The 15,212-nt window shown below is 51.7% G+C and carries 18 protein-coding genes; 12 read left to right on the top strand and 6 right to left on the bottom strand.

The window, feature by feature from the left end:
• Nucleotides 1-210 (bottom strand): sigma 54-interacting transcriptional regulator (locus tag CJP72_RS14960; RefSeq protein WP_342212316.1); only part of this gene is annotated, 210 nt, incomplete at its 3' end.
• A gap of 174 nt (nucleotides 211-384) precedes the next feature.
• On the opposite strand from CJP72_RS14960, the gene pspA reads away from it, so the two are divergent.
• The 8 genes from pspA (at nucleotide 385) to tyrR (ending at nucleotide 6,394) form a co-directional block, all read left to right on the top strand.
• A complete protein-coding gene (gene pspA, locus CJP72_RS14965) occupies nucleotides 385-1,053 on the top strand; it encodes a phage shock protein PspA (protein ID WP_162382153.1) in 669 nt (222 codons plus the stop codon).
• A gap of 54 nt (nucleotides 1,054-1,107) precedes the next feature.
• Nucleotides 1,108-1,332 carry an envelope stress response membrane protein PspB gene (pspB, locus tag CJP72_RS14970; RefSeq protein ID WP_162382154.1) on the top strand — a complete coding sequence of 75 codons (225 nt, stop codon included), beginning with the start codon at nucleotides 1,108-1,110 and terminating at the stop codon, nucleotides 1,330-1,332.
• Nucleotides 1,332-1,691, top strand: coding sequence for an envelope stress response membrane protein PspC (gene pspC / locus CJP72_RS14975; RefSeq protein WP_162382155.1), 360 nt, complete (start codon nucleotides 1,332-1,334; stop codon nucleotides 1,689-1,691). The genes pspB and pspC overlap by 1 nt, the downstream gene beginning before the upstream one ends.
• Before the next feature lie 17 nt (nucleotides 1,692-1,708).
• The gene (gene pspD / locus CJP72_RS14980; protein ID WP_162382156.1) at nucleotides 1,709-1,927 is read left to right on the top strand and encodes a phage shock protein PspD; all 219 of its coding nucleotides are present in this window, start codon (nucleotides 1,709-1,711) and stop codon (nucleotides 1,925-1,927) included.
• Between the two features lie 77 nt (nucleotides 1,928-2,004).
• Nucleotides 2,005-2,262 (top strand): hypothetical protein, encoded by a 258-nt coding sequence (locus tag CJP72_RS14985; protein ID WP_162382157.1) that lies wholly within the window; start codon nucleotides 2,005-2,007, stop codon nucleotides 2,260-2,262.
• Nucleotides 2,249-3,646, top strand: a complete 1,398-nt coding sequence (locus CJP72_RS14990; RefSeq protein WP_162382158.1) for a YcjX family protein — start codon at nucleotides 2,249-2,251, stop codon at nucleotides 3,644-3,646. Before CJP72_RS14985 ends, CJP72_RS14990 begins: the two co-directional genes overlap by 14 nt.
• Complete coding sequence (locus CJP72_RS14995) at nucleotides 3,643-4,704, top strand: YcjF family protein (RefSeq protein ID WP_162382159.1); 1,062 nt, start codon at nucleotides 3,643-3,645, stop codon at nucleotides 4,702-4,704. The genes CJP72_RS14990 and CJP72_RS14995 overlap by 4 nt, the downstream gene beginning before the upstream one ends.
• 148 nt (nucleotides 4,705-4,852) lie before the next feature.
• Nucleotides 4,853-6,394, top strand: coding sequence for a transcriptional regulator TyrR (gene tyrR, locus CJP72_RS15000; protein WP_162382160.1), 1,542 nt, complete (start codon nucleotides 4,853-4,855; stop codon nucleotides 6,392-6,394).
• 65 nt (nucleotides 6,395-6,459) lie between these two features.
• On the opposite strand, the gene tpx is transcribed toward tyrR, so the two are convergent.
• A complete protein-coding gene (tpx, locus tag CJP72_RS15005) occupies nucleotides 6,460-6,966 on the bottom strand; it encodes a thiol peroxidase (RefSeq protein ID WP_162382161.1) in 507 nt (168 codons plus the stop codon).
• Between the two features lie 115 nt (nucleotides 6,967-7,081).
• On the opposite strand from tpx, the gene ycjG reads away from it, so the two are divergent.
• Nucleotides 7,082-8,047: an L-Ala-D/L-Glu epimerase gene (ycjG, locus tag CJP72_RS15010; protein ID WP_162382162.1), complete on the top strand. Its 966-nt coding sequence runs from the start codon at nucleotides 7,082-7,084 to the stop codon at nucleotides 8,045-8,047.
• Here ycjG and mpaA read toward each other — a convergent pair.
• Entirely contained in the window at nucleotides 8,022-8,750 is a 729-nt protein-coding gene (gene mpaA, locus CJP72_RS15015; protein ID WP_162382163.1) for a murein tripeptide amidase MpaA, read from the bottom strand. The two genes, ycjG and mpaA, sit on opposite strands and share 26 nt — an antisense overlap.
• Before the next feature lie 193 nt (nucleotides 8,751-8,943).
• On the opposite strand from mpaA, the gene CJP72_RS15020 reads away from it, so the two are divergent.
• Entirely contained in the window at nucleotides 8,944-10,557 is a 1,614-nt protein-coding gene (locus tag CJP72_RS15020; RefSeq protein ID WP_162382164.1) for a peptide ABC transporter substrate-binding protein, read from the top strand.
• Between the two features lie 69 nt (nucleotides 10,558-10,626).
• Here the strand turns inward: CJP72_RS15020 and CJP72_RS15025 are convergent, their stop codons facing one another.
• Nucleotides 10,627-11,193: a DJ-1/PfpI family protein gene (locus CJP72_RS15025; RefSeq protein WP_162382165.1), complete on the bottom strand. Its 567-nt coding sequence runs from the start codon at nucleotides 11,191-11,193 to the stop codon at nucleotides 10,627-10,629.
• 160 nt (nucleotides 11,194-11,353) lie between these two features.
• On the opposite strand from CJP72_RS15025, the gene CJP72_RS15030 reads away from it, so the two are divergent.
• On the top strand, nucleotides 11,354-12,391 hold the full coding sequence (locus tag CJP72_RS15030; protein ID WP_162382166.1) for a ParB/Srx family N-terminal domain-containing protein: 1,038 nt from the start codon (nucleotides 11,354-11,356) through the stop codon (nucleotides 12,389-12,391).
• Here the strand turns inward: CJP72_RS15030 and CJP72_RS15035 are convergent.
• Nucleotides 12,381-13,406, bottom strand: coding sequence for a mechanosensitive ion channel family protein (locus tag CJP72_RS15035; RefSeq protein WP_162382167.1), 1,026 nt, complete (start codon nucleotides 13,404-13,406; stop codon nucleotides 12,381-12,383). The genes CJP72_RS15030 and CJP72_RS15035 overlap by 11 nt on opposite strands.
• Nucleotides 13,407-13,652: 246 nt before the next feature.
• On the opposite strand from CJP72_RS15035, the gene CJP72_RS15040 reads away from it, so the two are divergent.
• Nucleotides 13,653-13,913 (top strand): DUF2534 family protein, encoded by a 261-nt coding sequence (locus tag CJP72_RS15040; RefSeq protein ID WP_162382168.1) that lies wholly within the window; start codon nucleotides 13,653-13,655, stop codon nucleotides 13,911-13,913.
• 86 nt (nucleotides 13,914-13,999) lie between these two features.
• On the opposite strand, the gene uspE is transcribed toward CJP72_RS15040, so the two are convergent.
• Nucleotides 14,000-14,950, bottom strand: a complete 951-nt coding sequence (gene uspE / locus CJP72_RS15045) for a universal stress protein UspE (protein WP_162382169.1) — start codon at nucleotides 14,948-14,950, stop codon at nucleotides 14,000-14,002.
• Nucleotides 14,951-15,212: the final 262 nt, after the last annotated feature.

The following is a 15,212-nucleotide window of genomic DNA, read 5'->3' on the forward strand; positions in this document are numbered from 1 at the left end:
GCAGTTTAGCGAAATAAACGGCCCCTGCCAGCGGGAGGAGAGATAGTGCAGGCGGTTAGCGATTAACTCTTTACCGGTTCCGCGTTCACCAATAATCAGCACTGGTTTATCCAGCGGTGCCAGATGAGAAACTTGCTCCAGCACTTCAAGAAAACTGTTGGCTTCACCCAGAAGGTTATCTTTGTATTCTGCCATGATGAAATTCACCACTTGTTAGTCTTATTCACCACTTGTTAGTCTTATTCACCACTGTAACCTGAATTTCCGGCGAGGTAAAATTATACATTTGATTATTAATCAATAAGATAAAAAGTTGGCACGTGAATTGTAATAGAGCTACAGCAGGGCATAGCCCAACATCAGAAAAATTGTGAGGATTGAATTATGGGTATTTTTTCTCGTTTTGCCGACATCGTGAACGCCAACATTAACTCGCTGTTGGAAAAAGCTGAAGATCCGCAGAAACTGGTGCGACTGATGATTCAGGAAATGGAAGACACCCTGGTTGAAGTCCGTTCCAACTCTGCACGGGCGCTGGCGGAAAAGAAACAGCTGTCCCGTCGCATTGAGCAGGCACTCAGTCAGCAGGCAGAGTGGCAGGAGAAAGCGGAACTGGCATTGCGTAAAGAGAAAGACGATCTGGCGCGTGCCGCGTTGATTGAAAAGCAGAAACTGACCGATCTGATTGCCAGCCTCGAACATGAAGTAACGTTGGTGGACGACACGCTAACGCGCATGAAGAAAGAGATTGGCGAACTGGAGAATAAACTCAGTGAAACGCGTGCCCGCCAGCAGGCCCTGATGTTACGTCACCAGGCCGCAAGCTCTTCTCGTGATGTGCGCCGTCAACTGGACAGCGGTAAGCTGGACGAAGCGATGGCCCGGTTTGAATCTTTTGAGCGCCGTATTGATCAGATGGAAGCGGAGGCGGAAAGCCATAACTTTGGCAAACAGAGAACGCTGGATCAGCAGTTTGCCGACCTGAAAGCCGATGATGAAATCAGCGAGCAACTGGCGCAACTGAAAGCCAAAATGAAACAAGACAATCAATAATAACTGCAGGCGGCGTCTGAATGCGCCGCCGCTCATTACCTGTAAGGAGTACTCATGAGCGCGCTATTTCTGGCCATACCGTTAACCATCTTTGTGCTGTTTGTGTTGCCGATTTGGTTATGGCTGCATTACAGCAACCGCGCCAGCCGTGGGGAACTGTCGCAAAGTGAGCAACAACGTTTGGCGCAATTAACCGAAGACGCGCAACGTATGCGCGAGCGCATTCAGACGCTGGAAGACATTCTCGATGCAGAACATCCGAACTGGAGGGATCGCTAATGGGAGGGATTGATTTGAATAAAAAGCTCTGGCGTATTCCGCAGCAGGGTATGGTGCGCGGCGTTTGCGCCGGGATCGCCAACTATCTAGATGTGCCGGTGAAACTGGTGCGGATTCTGGTGGTGCTGTCGATTTTCTTCGGGCTGGCGTTCTTTACGCTGGTCGCTTATATCATTTTGACGTTTGTGCTGGATCCACTGCCAGATAACATGACCACGGGCGAGCAACAACCTTCAAGCGGTGAATTGCTGGATGCTGTGGACAGGGAACTGGCGGCGGGTGAAAAGCGTCTGCGTGAAATGGAGCGCTATGTTACGTCGGACACATTCACGCTGCGTAGCCGTTTCCGTCAGTTGTAATAAAGAGAGTTCATCAGATGAATACACGCTGGCAACGCGCCGGGCAAAAGGTAAAGCCGGGCGTTAAACTCGCAGGAAAACTGGTTCTGCTGACCGCGCTACGCTATGGCCCGGCAGGTGTGGCAGGGTGGGCTATCAAGTCCGTCGCTCGCCGCCCGCTGAAAATGTTGCTGGCGTTGGCGCTGGAACCCCTATTGAGACGTGTCGCGGCAAAAATATCCCGCCGCTATGGATGATAATAGAGAGCCCGCACTCTCTGATTCAGATCCGGCGTAGAATCTCTTTTTCTATCAACACCCGCAAAGACAATAACATGTTGAGAAAAGGGATTTTTGCGTTGGTACTTGCGCAGAGCGTACCGGTTTTGGCGGCGAAACAGGGGAAAACGGCGCGTATTTCGGAGCAGTATCAGCAGGTACCTCTTCAGGGATCAATCAACATTTCATTGAAAGATGCTAAAAGGCATATAGCCACTGAATTGATAATTAAGAATTTGTCCCTATCTTTAATTCCTGCTTGTTATATTTTTTCGGTTCTTCAGGCACAACGGGAAGGCGATGAAGCGATTTAAAAACGAGTTCAACGCACTGGTCAATCGAGGGGTCGACAGACATCTGCGCCTGGCGGTGACCGGGCTGAGCCGCAGTGGTAAAACGGCGTTTATCACGGCGATGGTGAATCAACTGCTGAATGTGCATACCGGTGCTCGTCTGCCATTACTCAGCGCAGTGAGGGAAGAGCGCCTGCTTGGGGTAAAGCGGGTGCCGCAACGTGATTTTGGTATTCCGCGTTTTACCTATGATGAGGGGCTGGCTCAGCTTTATGGTCAGCCTCCTGGCTGGCCGACACCGACGCGTGGCGTGAGTGAAATTCGTCTCGCCTTACGCTACAAATCTAATGATTCCCTTCTGCGCCATTTCAAAGATACCTCCACTTTGTATCTGGAGATTGTGGATTATCCCGGCGAATGGCTGCTCGATTTACCCATGTTGGCGCAGGATTACCTGAGCTGGTCACGACAAATGACAGGTCTGTTGCAAGGCAAACGGGGTGAGTGGTCTGCCAAATGGCGTCAGTTATGCCAGGGGCTGGATCCGCTGGCGCCTGCGGATGAAAACCGTCTGGCTGACATTGCGACCGCGTGGACTGAATACTTGCATCAATGTAAACAAGAAGGTTTGCATTTCATTCAACCGGGACGCTTTGTGTTGCCGGGAGATATGGCGGGCGCGCCGGCTTTGCAATTTTTCCCGTGGCCGGATGTGGATGCGATTGGCGAATCAAAACTGGCGCAGGCCGACAAACACACCAATGCCGGAATGTTGCGCGAGCGCTTTAATTACTACTGTGAAAAAGTGGTGAAGGGGTTCTACAAAAACCACTTCCTGCGTTTTGATCGTCAGATTGTGTTGGTGGACTGCTTACAGCCACTCAACAGCGGACCGCAGGCGTTTAATGATATGCGTCTGGCTTTGACGCAACTGATGCAGAGTTTTCATTACGGTCAACGTACGTTGTTCCGTCGGCTTTTTTCGCCCGTGATCGACAAATTGCTGTTTGCGGCCACCAAAGCGGACCACGTCACCGTCGATCAACACGCCAATATGGTTTCTTTGCTCCAGCAACTGATCCAGGATGCCTGGCAAAATGCCGCCTTTGAGGGGATCAGTATGGATTGCCTGGGGCTGGCCTCCGTCCAGGCGACCACCAGCGGGTTGATTGAGGTGAATGGTGAAAAAATCCCTGCGCTGCGTGGCGATCGCCTGAGCGATGGTAAACCACTGACCGTCTATCCTGGGGAGGTGCCCGCGCGTCTGCCCGGGCAGGCGTTCTGGGACAGTCAGGGGTTTCAGTTTGAAGCGTTTCGCCCGCGGGTGATGGATGTGGACCAACCGTTGCCGCACATTCGTCTGGATGCCGCGCTGGAGTTTTTGATAGGAGATAAATTGCGATGACCGAACCGTTGAAACCGCGTATCGATTTCGCCGGGCCGTTGGAAACAGACCAACATCCGACCTTTAAGTCGCAACACGCCTTCAGCGAGACAGAGGCGCAGACCTTCGCGCCAGCGAAGACAGAAGAGCCGCTGGAGGATGAAGGGCAGGCAGAAGCGGTTATCGATGCGGCGCTACGTCCTAAACGCAGCCTGTGGCGCAAAATGGTGATGGGCGGTCTGGCGCTTTTTGGTGCAAGCGTCGTCGCGCAGGGCGTTCAGTGGACGATGAATGCCTGGCAAACCCAGGACTGGGCGGCGCTTGGCGGCTGTGCAGCAGGCATGTTGATTATCGGCGCAGGCGTTGGGTCGGTGGCTACCGAGTGGCGTCGGCTGTGGCGGTTACGTCAGCGTGCGCATGAGCGTGATGAAGCCCGCGAACTGTTACACAGTGTCGGTACCGATAAGGGGCGCGTTTTTTGTGAGAAGCTGGCGCAGCAGGCGGGTATTGATCAATCACATCCGGCGTTGCAACGCTGGTACGCCTCGATTCATGAGACGCAAAATGATCGGGAAGTCGTTAGCCTGTATGCGCATCTGGTGCAACCCGTGCTGGACGCGCAGGCGCGGCGAGAAATTAGCCGCTCGGCTGCCGAATCGACCCTGATGATTGCCGTCAGCCCGTTAGCGCTGGTGGATATGGCCTTCATTGCCTGGCGTAATATACGCCTGATTAACCGCATCGCCACGTTGTACGGTATTGAACTGGGGTATTACAGTCGCTTGCGGCTGTTCCGTCTGGTGCTACTGAATATTGCGTTTGCGGGCGCCAGTGAACTGGTGCGTGAAGTGGGGATGGACTGGATGTCGCAGGATCTGGCGGCTCGTCTGTCCACCCGCGCTGCGCAGGGCATAGGCGCAGGGCTGTTGACGGCTCGCCTGGGGATTAAAGCGATGGAGCTTTGCCGTCCTTTACCGTGGATTGATGATGATAAACCCCGTCTGGGGGATTTTCGGCGCCAATTGGTGGGGCAGCTCAAAGAGACGCTGCAGAAAAACAAATCGTCCCGCGAAAATTAACCCTGATTATGGGTGCTGAGCGTACAACTTTACGCGTCAGCGCCCATTTTTCCACCATGCTGTCAATATTTGTTGACAGACTCCTTCCTGCTAACCGAATAGTGGCTTATCATCTGTCTAATAGTTCATTGTTTAGGTGAAGGTTCCCATGCGTCTGGAAGTCTTTTGTGAAGATCGTCTAGGTCTGACCCGTGAATTGCTGGATTTACTGGTACTTCGCAGCATCGATTTACGTGGTATTGAGATTGACCCCATCGGGCGGATTTACCTTAATTTCGCTGAACTGGAGTTCACTAACTTCAGCAGCCTGATGGCGGAGATTCGTCGCATTGCGGGCGTCACTGATGTGCGCACCGTGCCGTGGATGCCGTCTGAACGCGAACATCTGGCGCTCAGCGCGTTGCTTGAGGCGCTCCCGGAGCCGGTCATGTCGTTGGACATGAAAAGCAAAGTGGAGATGGCGAACCCTGCGAGCTGTCAACTTTTCGCGCAAAACCTGGAGCGCATGCGTAATCACACGGCGGCGCAATTGATCAATGGTTTTAACTTCCAGCGCTGGCTGGAGGGAAATCCGCAGGGCTCCCACAACGAGCATGTGGTGATCAACGGCCAGAATTTCCTGATGGAAATTACGCCGGTCCATCTTCAGGGCGAAAACGACGAACATATGCTGACAGGGGCCGTGGTGATGCTGCGCTCCACCCTGCGGATGGGACGCCAGTTACAGAACCTGAATACCCAGGATCTGAGTGCCTTTAGTCAGGTTATTGCCGTTAGCGCAAAAATGAAACATGTGGTTGAGCAGGCACGTAAACTGGCAATGTTGAGTGCGCCGCTGTTGATCACCGGAGACACCGGGACAGGGAAAGATCTCTTTGCTCATGCCTGTCATCTGGCGAGCCCACGCGCGGCAAAACCGTACCTGGCGCTGAACTGCGCCTCCATCCCGGAAGATGCGGTGGAAAGTGAGCTCTTTGGCCACGCACCGGAAGGCAAAAAAGGCTTCTTCGAACAGGCGAACGGCGGCTCGGTGCTGTTGGATGAAATCGGCGAGATGTCGCCGCGTATGCAGACCAAACTGTTGCGCTTTCTCAATGACGGTACGTTCCGCCGGGTGGGCGAAGACCAGGAAGTTCACGTGGATGTCCGGGTGATTTGCGCCACCCAGAAGAACCTGGTGGAATTGGTGCAAAAAGGACTGTTCCGGGAAGACCTGTACTACCGCCTGAATGTTCTGACGCTCAACCTGCCGCCGCTGCGCGACTGCCCGCAGGACATTATGCCGCTCACTGAGCTGTTCGTGGCGCGTTTTGCCGATGAGCAGGGAGTGCCAAGGCCGAAACTTGCCGCCGATCTTGGAACGGTACTCACCCGTTACGGCTGGCCAGGCAACGTGCGCCAGCTTAAAAATGCTATCTACCGGGCGTTAACTCAACTGGAAGGCTACGAGCTGCGCCCGCAAGATATTCTGTTGCCGGATTACGATGCCGCGACCGTGGCTGTCGGAGAAGATGCGATGGAAGGGTCACTGGATGATATTACCAGTCGTTTTGAGCGTTCCGTATTGACGCAGCTTTATCGCAATTATCCCAGCACGCGTAAGCTGGCGAAACGGTTGGGAGTGTCACACACCGCGATTGCCAATAAATTGCGTGAGTATGGGTTGAGCCAGAAGAAGAACGACGAGTAACAACACGAGTAACAACATAGAAGAAAATGCCTCCACATCCGGAGGCATTTTTGTATCCGCAGGGATTAGGCTTTCAGAACGTCCAGCGCGGCGGTGTAGTCAGGTTCGTTGGTGATTTCATTCACCAGCTCACTGAAAATGACGTTGTCGTTTTCATCGAGAACGACAACGGCGCGTGCCGCCAGACCCTTCAGAGGACCTTCAGTGATTTCCACACCGTAGTTTTTCAGAAAATCACTGTTACGCAGCGTGGAGAGGGTGATAACGTTGCTCAGGCCTTCCGCGCCGCAGAAACGAGACTGGGCGAATGGCAGGTCGGCAGAAATGCACAGCACAACGGTGTTGTCGATTTCTGTGGCGAGTTGGTTAAACTTACGTACCGATGCCGCACATACGCCGGTATCAATACTCGGGAAAATATTCAGCACTTTACGTTTGCCAGCAAACTGAGTCAGTGCGACGTCAGACAGGTCTTTTGCCACGAGGGTAAAAGCCTGCGCTTTGCTACCAGCCTGAGGAATGGTGTTGGCGACTGCAACGGGGTTGCCCTGGAAATGAACGGTTTGTGACATGGTTATCTTCCTGTTTACATATAGTTAACGTCGCGGTTAGTTTATGCCATCAGTAGTTAACACAGCAAACGCTATTTGTGGTGAATTGCATGCCGCCGCCACGTAAGGAGCACGAATGAGATCGGTGAAGGTGTATGAGGAAGCCTGGCCACTGCATACCCCCTTTGTCATTGCGCGGGGGAGTCGGACAAAAGCGCATGTGGTGGTTGTGGAGCTGGAAGAAAACGGAGTGAAGGGGATCGGTGAGTGTACGCCTTACCCTCGATATGGTGAAAGCGATGCCTCGGTGCTTGCGCAGGTCATGAGCATTGCCCCGCAACTGGAAAAAGGGTTGACCCGTGAGGACTTACAGCAACTGCTACCTGCTGGCGCTGCGCGTAACGCGGTAGATTGCGCATTATGGGATTTAAGCGCCCGCCAGCAGCAGCAATCGCTGACTGAGTTCGTTGGCATCACATTGCATTCACCGGTGATTACGGCGCAAACCGTGGTGATTGGAACGCCAGAACAAATGGCGGCCAGCGCGGCGGCACTGTGGGAAAACGGGGCGACACTTCTGAAGGTGAAGCTTGATGACCGACTGATCAGTGAACGTATGGTGGCGATTCGTGCGGCGGTTCCCGAGGCAACGCTGATTGTTGATGCCAATGAGTCCTGGCATGCAAGCGGTCTGGCTGCCCGCTGTCAGCTTCTGGCAGATTTGGGGGTGGCGATGCTGGAACAGCCGTTACCGGCGCAGGATGATGCCGCGCTGGAGAATTTTGTTCACCCGCTGCCTATTTGCGCAGATGAGAGTTGCCATACCCGTGGCAGCCTGAAATCGCTGCAAGGGCGTTATGAGATGGTCAACATCAAACTGGACAAAACAGGAGGGCTGACGGAAGCATTAGCGTTAGCCACCGAAGCCAAAGCGCAGGGGTTCGGTTTAATGCTGGGCTGTATGTTGTGCACGTCGCGTGCGATTAGCGCCGCGCTCCCTCTGTCGACGCAAGTGAGTTTCGCCGATCTTGATGGCCCGACCTGGCTTGCAGTGGATGTCGAGCCAGCGCTGCATTTTACGACCGGCAAACTCCATCTTTAGGATGCCAGCGTAGCAAATTCGACATTGCCAGCAGGTACTTTTCGCTGGCTTCGTCGGATGAAATGGGCGGAAATTCGGCGGTAATACAGTGCAGGTTGAGATCGGCGCACCAACTGCCAAACGACCCTGGTGTTTCGTAACCTACGCTTGTCACCAGCGGCAGTTCGAACATCTGCGCCAGCCATGCGCCCAATTCACTGTGTTTAGGGTCTTCAATGCAGGCCAGTGGGTCGTGGAACGACACGACCCACGCAGGGTGAATACGGTGAATGAGTTGGCACAACGCCTGCGTTTCCGGTTCCGAACCCGAATGTTCGCCGGTAAGCAACACCACATCGCGCTCTGTAGCAGCGCTGTTCCAGCGATAAACCGTTTCTCCCGCCTTCCAGTTTGCCGCGGGAAAGTTGCGATTTAAATCGACGCCGTTGGCATTAGCGCGCAGTCCGAGCTGGCAACCATCCGGGTTGACGGCCAGTACCACGTGATGACGACGTAAAGAAGGGGTGAGGGTGCGAAGCGCGCAGGAGAGCGTGACCATCGATGAATTTTCATCACCGTGGGTGCCCGCTAAAATCAGACCGCTTTCACGATCGGCTGCGGGAGCCGGAAACCAGATCAGCGGCGCCCCTAAGAGTGAACGTCCATAATGTTCGGTGCCTGGCGGAAATGCGCCGCGTTCGGCGCGAGGGCGAGTAACGGTCATAAGCGTCTCTGAATGCTGGAGTTATTAATCGCAGTGTTGTGCAAATTTCACGGATAATCAAATCGTTTTCGTAGACTTCGTGTTCTCGTTGTAATATCAATTTTCTGTGGGAAGTTATTTGCTTTTCCCATAGTTAAAACAAATAATTACGCCGTCATTTTATTCAGGATTAACTCATCGATTGGGGTCCCTTATGAAGCTCTCTGTTTCAGTAACCTGTTGTGCGCTGTTGGTTAGCAGCATCTCTCAGACACATGCTGCAGATGTTCCCAACGGAACGGTACTGGCAGAAAAACAAGAGCTTGTGCGCCATATCAAAGATGAGCCTGCGTCGCTTGATCCGGCGAAAGCCGTTGGATTGCCAGAAATTCAGGTGATTCGTGACCTGTTTGAAGGCCTGGTCAATCAAAACGACAAAGGTGAAATTATTCCGGGGGTTGCAACCCAATGGAAGAGCAATGACAACCGTGTCTGGACGTTTACCCTGCGTGAGAACGCCAAATGGGCCGACGGTAGCCCGGTCACAGCACATGATTTTGTGTATAGCTGGCAGCGTCTGGTTGATCCTAAGACACTTTCACCGTTCGCCTGGTTTGCAGCGTTGGCGGGAATTAATAATGCGCAGGCGATTATTGATGGGAAAGCCACGCCGGATAAATTGGGCGTCATTGCCGTTGATTCACGGACGTTAAAAGTTCACCTGGATAAACCGTTACCCTGGTTTGCAAATCTGACCGCCAACTTTGCATTTTATCCAGTGCAGAAAGCCAATGTAGAAAGCGGAAAGGACTGGACTAAGCCAGGTCATTTGATCGGCAACGGTGCTTACGTTCTGAAAGATCGCGTGGTTAATGAAAAACTGGTTGTCGTGCCGAATACGCATTATTGGGATAATGCGAAAACCGTCATACAAAAAGTGACGTTCCTGCCAATTAACCAGGAATCATCCGCGACCAAACGCTATCTGGCGGGGGATATTGATATCACGGAGTCCTTCCCGAAAAATCTGTATCAGAAATTGCTGAAGGATATTCCCGGTCAGGTTTATACCCCACCGCAGTTGGGGACGTATTATTATGCCTTCAACACACAAAAAGGGCCGACCGCAGATTCTCGTGTGCGACTGGCATTAAGCATGACCATCGACCGGCGTATTATGGCTGAAAAAGTGTTGGGGACCGGGGAAAAACCGGCCTGGCATTTTACCCCGGATGTCACGGCAGGATTTACACCTGAACCTTCACCGTTTGAGCAAATGAGTCAGGAAGAACTGAATGCTCAGGCAAAAACGCTACTGCGCGCCGCAGGTTATGGTCCGGATCGTCCGTTAAATCTGACGTTGCTGTATAATACGTCTGAAAATCATCAAAAAATTGCGATCGCCGTGGCCTCAATGTGGAAGAAAAACCTGGGCGTGGATGTAAAACTGCAAAACCAGGAATGGAAAACCTATATTGATAGCCGTAATATCGGTAATTTTGATGTGATCCGTGCTTCCTGGGTTGGGGATTACAACGAACCGTCTACTTTCCTGTCGCTGCTGACATCAACACATACCGGTAATATATCTCGTTTCAACAATCCGGCTTACGATAAGGTGCTGACCCAGGCAACCCTGGAAAATACAGCGCAGGCACGTAATGCGGATTACAATGCCGCAGAAAAAATCCTGATGGATCAGGCGCCGATTGCGCCAATTTATCAGTACACCAATGGCCGTTTAATTAAACCCTGGCTGAAAGGGTATCCCATTACAAACCCGGAAGATGTGGCCTACAGCCGGACAATGTATATTGTGAAGCACTGATATACCGTCAACAATATACCCAACGCTGGCGCTATAATAGCGCCAGCGTCTTTTTACCCATTCACCATTTTACTGCTGTAAGAGTTCGGCAAATTTCGCCAACCATTGCGGATGTGCTGGCCAGGCAGGGGCGGTGACCAGATTGCCGTCAACATGTGCCTGGTCAATGCCGATATCAGCATATTGCCCGCCGCTGAGCCGGACTTCCGGCGCACAGGCCGGGTAGGCGCTGCAGGTGCGTCCTTTCAGTATACCGGCGGCCGCCAGTAACTGGGCGCCGTGGCAAACAGCGGCAATAGGTTTACGTGCGGCGTCGAACGCCTGCACCAGTTTGATGACGTTATCGTTTAACCGCAGATATTCTGGTGCCCGTCCGCCGGGGATCAACAGCGCGTCATAATTTTTTTCTTCTACCGCCGCAAAATCGGCGTTGAGCGTAAAACGGTGACCCGGTTTCTCGCTGTAGGTTTGGGCGCCATCGAAATCATGAATCGCCGTCATGATATAGTCGCCTTTGGTTTTGTCAGGGCAGACCGCATCAACCTGATGACCAATCATCTGCAATGCCTGAAACGGCACCATGGTTTCGTAATCTTCAGCGTAATCACCCACCAGCATTAGAATCTTCTTGCCCATCCTCACCACCCCTGTATGAATAAAGATGTCTAAGATATAGCCTGGTGGAAGAGGGAATGCGAACTCGCATCAGTCTACAAGGCTGGCGCCAGCGCCTCCTTTTCACTTACTATCCCACTAACATCCCGGTGTTATCGCCGGGCTTTCAGGGAAGAGGGAAATGACAGGATATTGGTGGAAAGACCTTTTTGACCGCAATAACCACTGGCAGGGTTTAACGCTGACGGTCCGGGAAAATTCGGGTGCTGTCCAGGCTGTCGATATATTGAGTGGTCATCATGGTCGGATGGCGTTAACGCTTTATGGCGAGACGCTATTCTGGGCCTCCATGCTGAAAGATCACTCTGGCGTGTGGGTGATATTGAATTCCGACTACGCGGGAAGGCGAGATGTATTACCTCCCGTGACATCGGACGATGTCGAGTTCATCAAAGGCAAGCCGCAGGGGAGCTGGATTGGCGAGTGGTGTCGTTATTTTTCCCGTCAGTTGATGAATGCGCCTGTTCCACTCCTGTCTCCACGCCGTTGGTTGCTAAGGCCAATGTCTGCGGTGAAACCCTCAGCCCCGTATTCTCGTCAACAGCCCATCCCTGTGGAAAATTGGCGTTTTGAATCGCCGGAGAGTAGCGGGAATTTCGGCTGTCAGTGGAGTCTTTATGGGGTCGATTTTCCCGACCTTGCCCATCCCGACAGCGTCACATTAGCCGACTGGTGGTGGGGCGGGAATCTGCTGCTCGGACGTTATTCTATACAACCCGATGCAGGGCGGCTGAAATGGTGGCGTAAAAAGTGTCGCGAGGGGACATTGCCGCCGATACTGGTCTGGTACATTGCCGGGCTGGGATCGTTTGTGATCCTGGATGGCCATTATCGTCTGCAGGCCGCCATTGAAGAGGGGATACCTCCCGAATTTCTGGTACTGAGTGAACTCAATGAGCGGGAACTGCCGTCGTCCCCAGAAGAACGAACTCGTATTGTCAGGGCGCTGGAGAAACAGCAGCAAAACCCTGGTGTTAATATCGAAGGGATAAATCAAACGCTGATAAATCTGTACGATAACCGCTATTTGTATGCGGCAACCCACAGCCGCGCAATTCTCGGGGAGGGTGAAGCATGGGCAAAAGAGCTGGAAGACTATTTACGCCGACATCATCTTGATGCGTATTTGGCGAAAATAGTCGACCGGGTTAATGACTGATTTTTTCTGGCTCATCAAGATAAAGCGTCTGGCTGGGAAACGCGAAATCAGCGCCGTGGCTCTGCACGATATCAATAATGTTCAGATAAACATCTTGCTGGACCGCGAGCCATTCTTTCCATACCGTGGTTTTACTAAAGCAATAGACCAGAATATTCAGCGATGAATCCCCGAACTCGTTGAGATAAACCAGCAGTGTTTGCTTTTGGTCAATATCAGGGTGATGCTCAAGCATGCTTGTCACCGCCGCGACAATCTCGCGGACTTTCCCGGCATCTTCATAACGTAACCCGATCACCGTTTTAATGCGTCGGTTGGTCATTCTGCCTGGGTTTTCGACGCTAATAGAAGAGAATATAGAGTTCGGGACGTACAGTGGGCGGTGATCGAACGTATTAATTTTGGTGATCCGCCAGCCAATTTCAGCCACCGTACCTTCGATATTTCTGTCGGGAGAACGGATCCAGTCGCCGATGCTAAAAGGTCTGTCGAAATACAGCATAATGCCGGAAAAGAAGTTACTGAGAATATCTTTACCCGCCATCCCGACGGCGATACCACCGATCCCGCCAAAGGTTAGCAAACCGGATAAACTCATCCCAAAGTGCTCGCCGTACAGTAAAACGATCGCACTAATGATTGTTATCTTGATAATACGCGACACGATTCTGGCGCTGGTCACATCGCGACCTTTATCGATCTGCGCTTTCTCAAATTGGTTGATCACTAAAAACAGTTTTATCGTCAGGATAAGCGCAATCAGTGAGGTGCAGATAAAGTCGATGGCGCTGGCTGAAATGAACGTCAGCTTGTAATTCGCAATGACGTTATTGATGATGCTACCCACCGTGCCGATGATAATTGCGTAAATAAAGAACTGGGCAGCGTGAAAAATAAAACCTTTCTGCCATTTTAATTTACGGTAGAGCCAGAATCGCATTATCACCAGCGCGGCGCTGCAACTGAAGATTATTGCCAGATTGAAAGCATTTTTTAAAATGAAATCCGTTGTCATAGGTATCGTTATTGCTCCTGGAGGGCTATTTATGCATTACGACCAACCCGAAGGGATGATATTTTATCAGAATGGACGGAAAGCGGATAATTAAATAGGCGAGAAAAATAACGCAGTTAGCGCCAGATTCAGAAGTGTGGCGTTAATGTGAACGCAATGTCACAACTTATCGAGCAGACAATCGCGTGTTGTCGTGGTATTGTTACGCGCAAGTAACAGAGCTTTCATCTGCAAAAGGACGATACTATGATCATGACAACGCTGAAGACAGCAAAGGGGAAGAAGTTTCTGTTGTGCCTGCTGGGGGTATTTATCATTGCAGCGTCAGTGGTGACGAGAGCGACCATCGGAGGGGTGATAGAGCAATACGATATTCCGCTGTCTGACTGGACGACGTCAATGTATGTTATTCAATCTTCGATGATTTGCGTCTATAGCCTGGTCTTTACGATCTTACTGGCGATTCCGTTGGGGATCTATTTCCTGGGCGGTGAGGATAAACACTAATCAGAAAAAGGCCCGACGCACTGGCCGGGCCTTGATGGCAGGCCGGATAAGGTATTTACACCGTCATCCGGCATTCTCATGAGCGATTAATCGTCTTCTTCGTCGTCCAGTTCAACCGGCGTCTGATACTGATCGGGTTTGATGACCAGCAGGTCACAACGCAGATGGTCAATGACCTGTTCCGCTGTATTACCGAGGAACGCTGCGGAGATCCCGGTGCGTCCGACCGTACCTAACACCACAATCCCCGCTTGCAGATGTTCTGCTAAATCAGGAATGACTTCTTCCGGCAGGCCTTTTTCAACGTGTGTGACATCCTCATTGATACTGAACTTTTGTCGCAGCGCCTTCATCGCCAGCAGATGCTGGCCACGGATCGCATCGTTATACACACTCGGATCAAATTCAGGCAATTCAATGGCAATATTGATAGGTGTGACAGGATAAGCGCCAACCAAATGCACTTCGGTATGGTTGACCTGCTCGGCGAGTTGTAGCGTCTCTTTGACCAGTTTATCGTTCAGCGCACTATGGTACGGCTCTTCACTTGCCAGATTTACCGCAACCAGGGCTTTACCCCCTTCAGGCCAGGGCTGATCTTTCACCATCCACACCGGACTTGGACATTTCCGTAATAGATGCCAGTCAGTAGGGGTAAAGATGACGGCCTCCAGTCGGTCGTGCTGGTGTGCCATTTTCAGGACCAGATCATGCTTGCCACTGATAACTTCCTGGATGATCGCCTCAAAAGGACGGTTGTGCCAGACCACTTTAATATCAACAGGAATACCTGCATCAATATAGTATTTTGCTTGTTCACGTATCCATGCTGTTCGCTGGCTGATAACGCCCTGACGCATTGCCGTGCGCTCATCAGGCGACAGCAGGGTGGTCATCTCATAGGAAAAGTCATAGATCGGCAGAAAGGCTTTGATTGTGCCACCAATCCGTTGATGCAAATAAACAGCTCGCCGTAATGCGGGTTGATCGTCCTGGTTAGGATCGATGACTACCAGCATGTTTTGATACATAGCCATACAGGGTCTCCTTACAACTGTCACCGCAGTCTGTATTTAAAAGAGTAACCCATATATGGTAATTGAAACAGGGAAGAACCTTCTGCCAGATCAATAAATTGGGGAAATTTATGGTTTTTGGCTCTATACCGTTTAAATTGAACAACTTTCTTCAGGAGCTGTGCTGCTCTGAGGGCAATGCTGTCGGTATAGGGTTATTCGGCGTATTGACCTGATCCTGGCGCATATACTCAATCCATTTCAAATAAACCTTATAAATTAT

Source organism: Citrobacter sp. NCU1, from assembly GCF_010231475.1.
Classification (GTDB): domain Bacteria; phylum Pseudomonadota; class Gammaproteobacteria; order Enterobacterales; family Enterobacteriaceae; genus Citrobacter_D.

Coding starts and splice junctions, on each gene's coding strand:
- pspA (WP_162382153.1), top strand. CDS start 385: ATGGGTATTTTTTCTCGTTTTGCCGACATCGTGAACGCCAACATTAAC.
- pspB (WP_162382154.1), top strand. CDS start 1,108: ATGAGCGCGCTATTTCTGGCCATACCGTTAACCATCTTTGTGCTGTTT.
- pspC (WP_162382155.1), top strand. CDS start 1,332: ATGGGAGGGATTGATTTGAATAAAAAGCTCTGGCGTATTCCGCAGCAG.
- pspD (WP_162382156.1), top strand. CDS start 1,709: ATGAATACACGCTGGCAACGCGCCGGGCAAAAGGTAAAGCCGGGCGTT.
- CJP72_RS14985 (WP_162382157.1), top strand. CDS start 2,005: ATGTTGAGAAAAGGGATTTTTGCGTTGGTACTTGCGCAGAGCGTACCG.
- CJP72_RS14990 (WP_162382158.1), top strand. CDS start 2,249: ATGAAGCGATTTAAAAACGAGTTCAACGCACTGGTCAATCGAGGGGTC.
- CJP72_RS14995 (WP_162382159.1), top strand. CDS start 3,643: ATGACCGAACCGTTGAAACCGCGTATCGATTTCGCCGGGCCGTTGGAA.
- tyrR (WP_162382160.1), top strand. CDS start 4,853: ATGCGTCTGGAAGTCTTTTGTGAAGATCGTCTAGGTCTGACCCGTGAA.
- tpx (WP_162382161.1), bottom strand. CDS start 6,966: ATGTCACAAACCGTTCATTTCCAGGGCAACCCCGTTGCAGTCGCCAAC.
- ycjG (WP_162382162.1), top strand. CDS start 7,082: ATGAGATCGGTGAAGGTGTATGAGGAAGCCTGGCCACTGCATACCCCC.
- mpaA (WP_162382163.1), bottom strand. CDS start 8,750: ATGACCGTTACTCGCCCTCGCGCCGAACGCGGCGCATTTCCGCCAGGC.
- CJP72_RS15020 (WP_162382164.1), top strand. CDS start 8,944: ATGAAGCTCTCTGTTTCAGTAACCTGTTGTGCGCTGTTGGTTAGCAGC.
- CJP72_RS15025 (WP_162382165.1), bottom strand. CDS start 11,193: ATGGGCAAGAAGATTCTAATGCTGGTGGGTGATTACGCTGAAGATTAC.
- CJP72_RS15030 (WP_162382166.1), top strand. CDS start 11,354: ATGACAGGATATTGGTGGAAAGACCTTTTTGACCGCAATAACCACTGG.
- CJP72_RS15035 (WP_162382167.1), bottom strand. CDS start 13,406: ATGACAACGGATTTCATTTTAAAAAATGCTTTCAATCTGGCAATAATC.
- CJP72_RS15040 (WP_162382168.1), top strand. CDS start 13,653: ATGATCATGACAACGCTGAAGACAGCAAAGGGGAAGAAGTTTCTGTTG.
- uspE (WP_162382169.1), bottom strand. CDS start 14,950: ATGGCTATGTATCAAAACATGCTGGTAGTCATCGATCCTAACCAGGAC.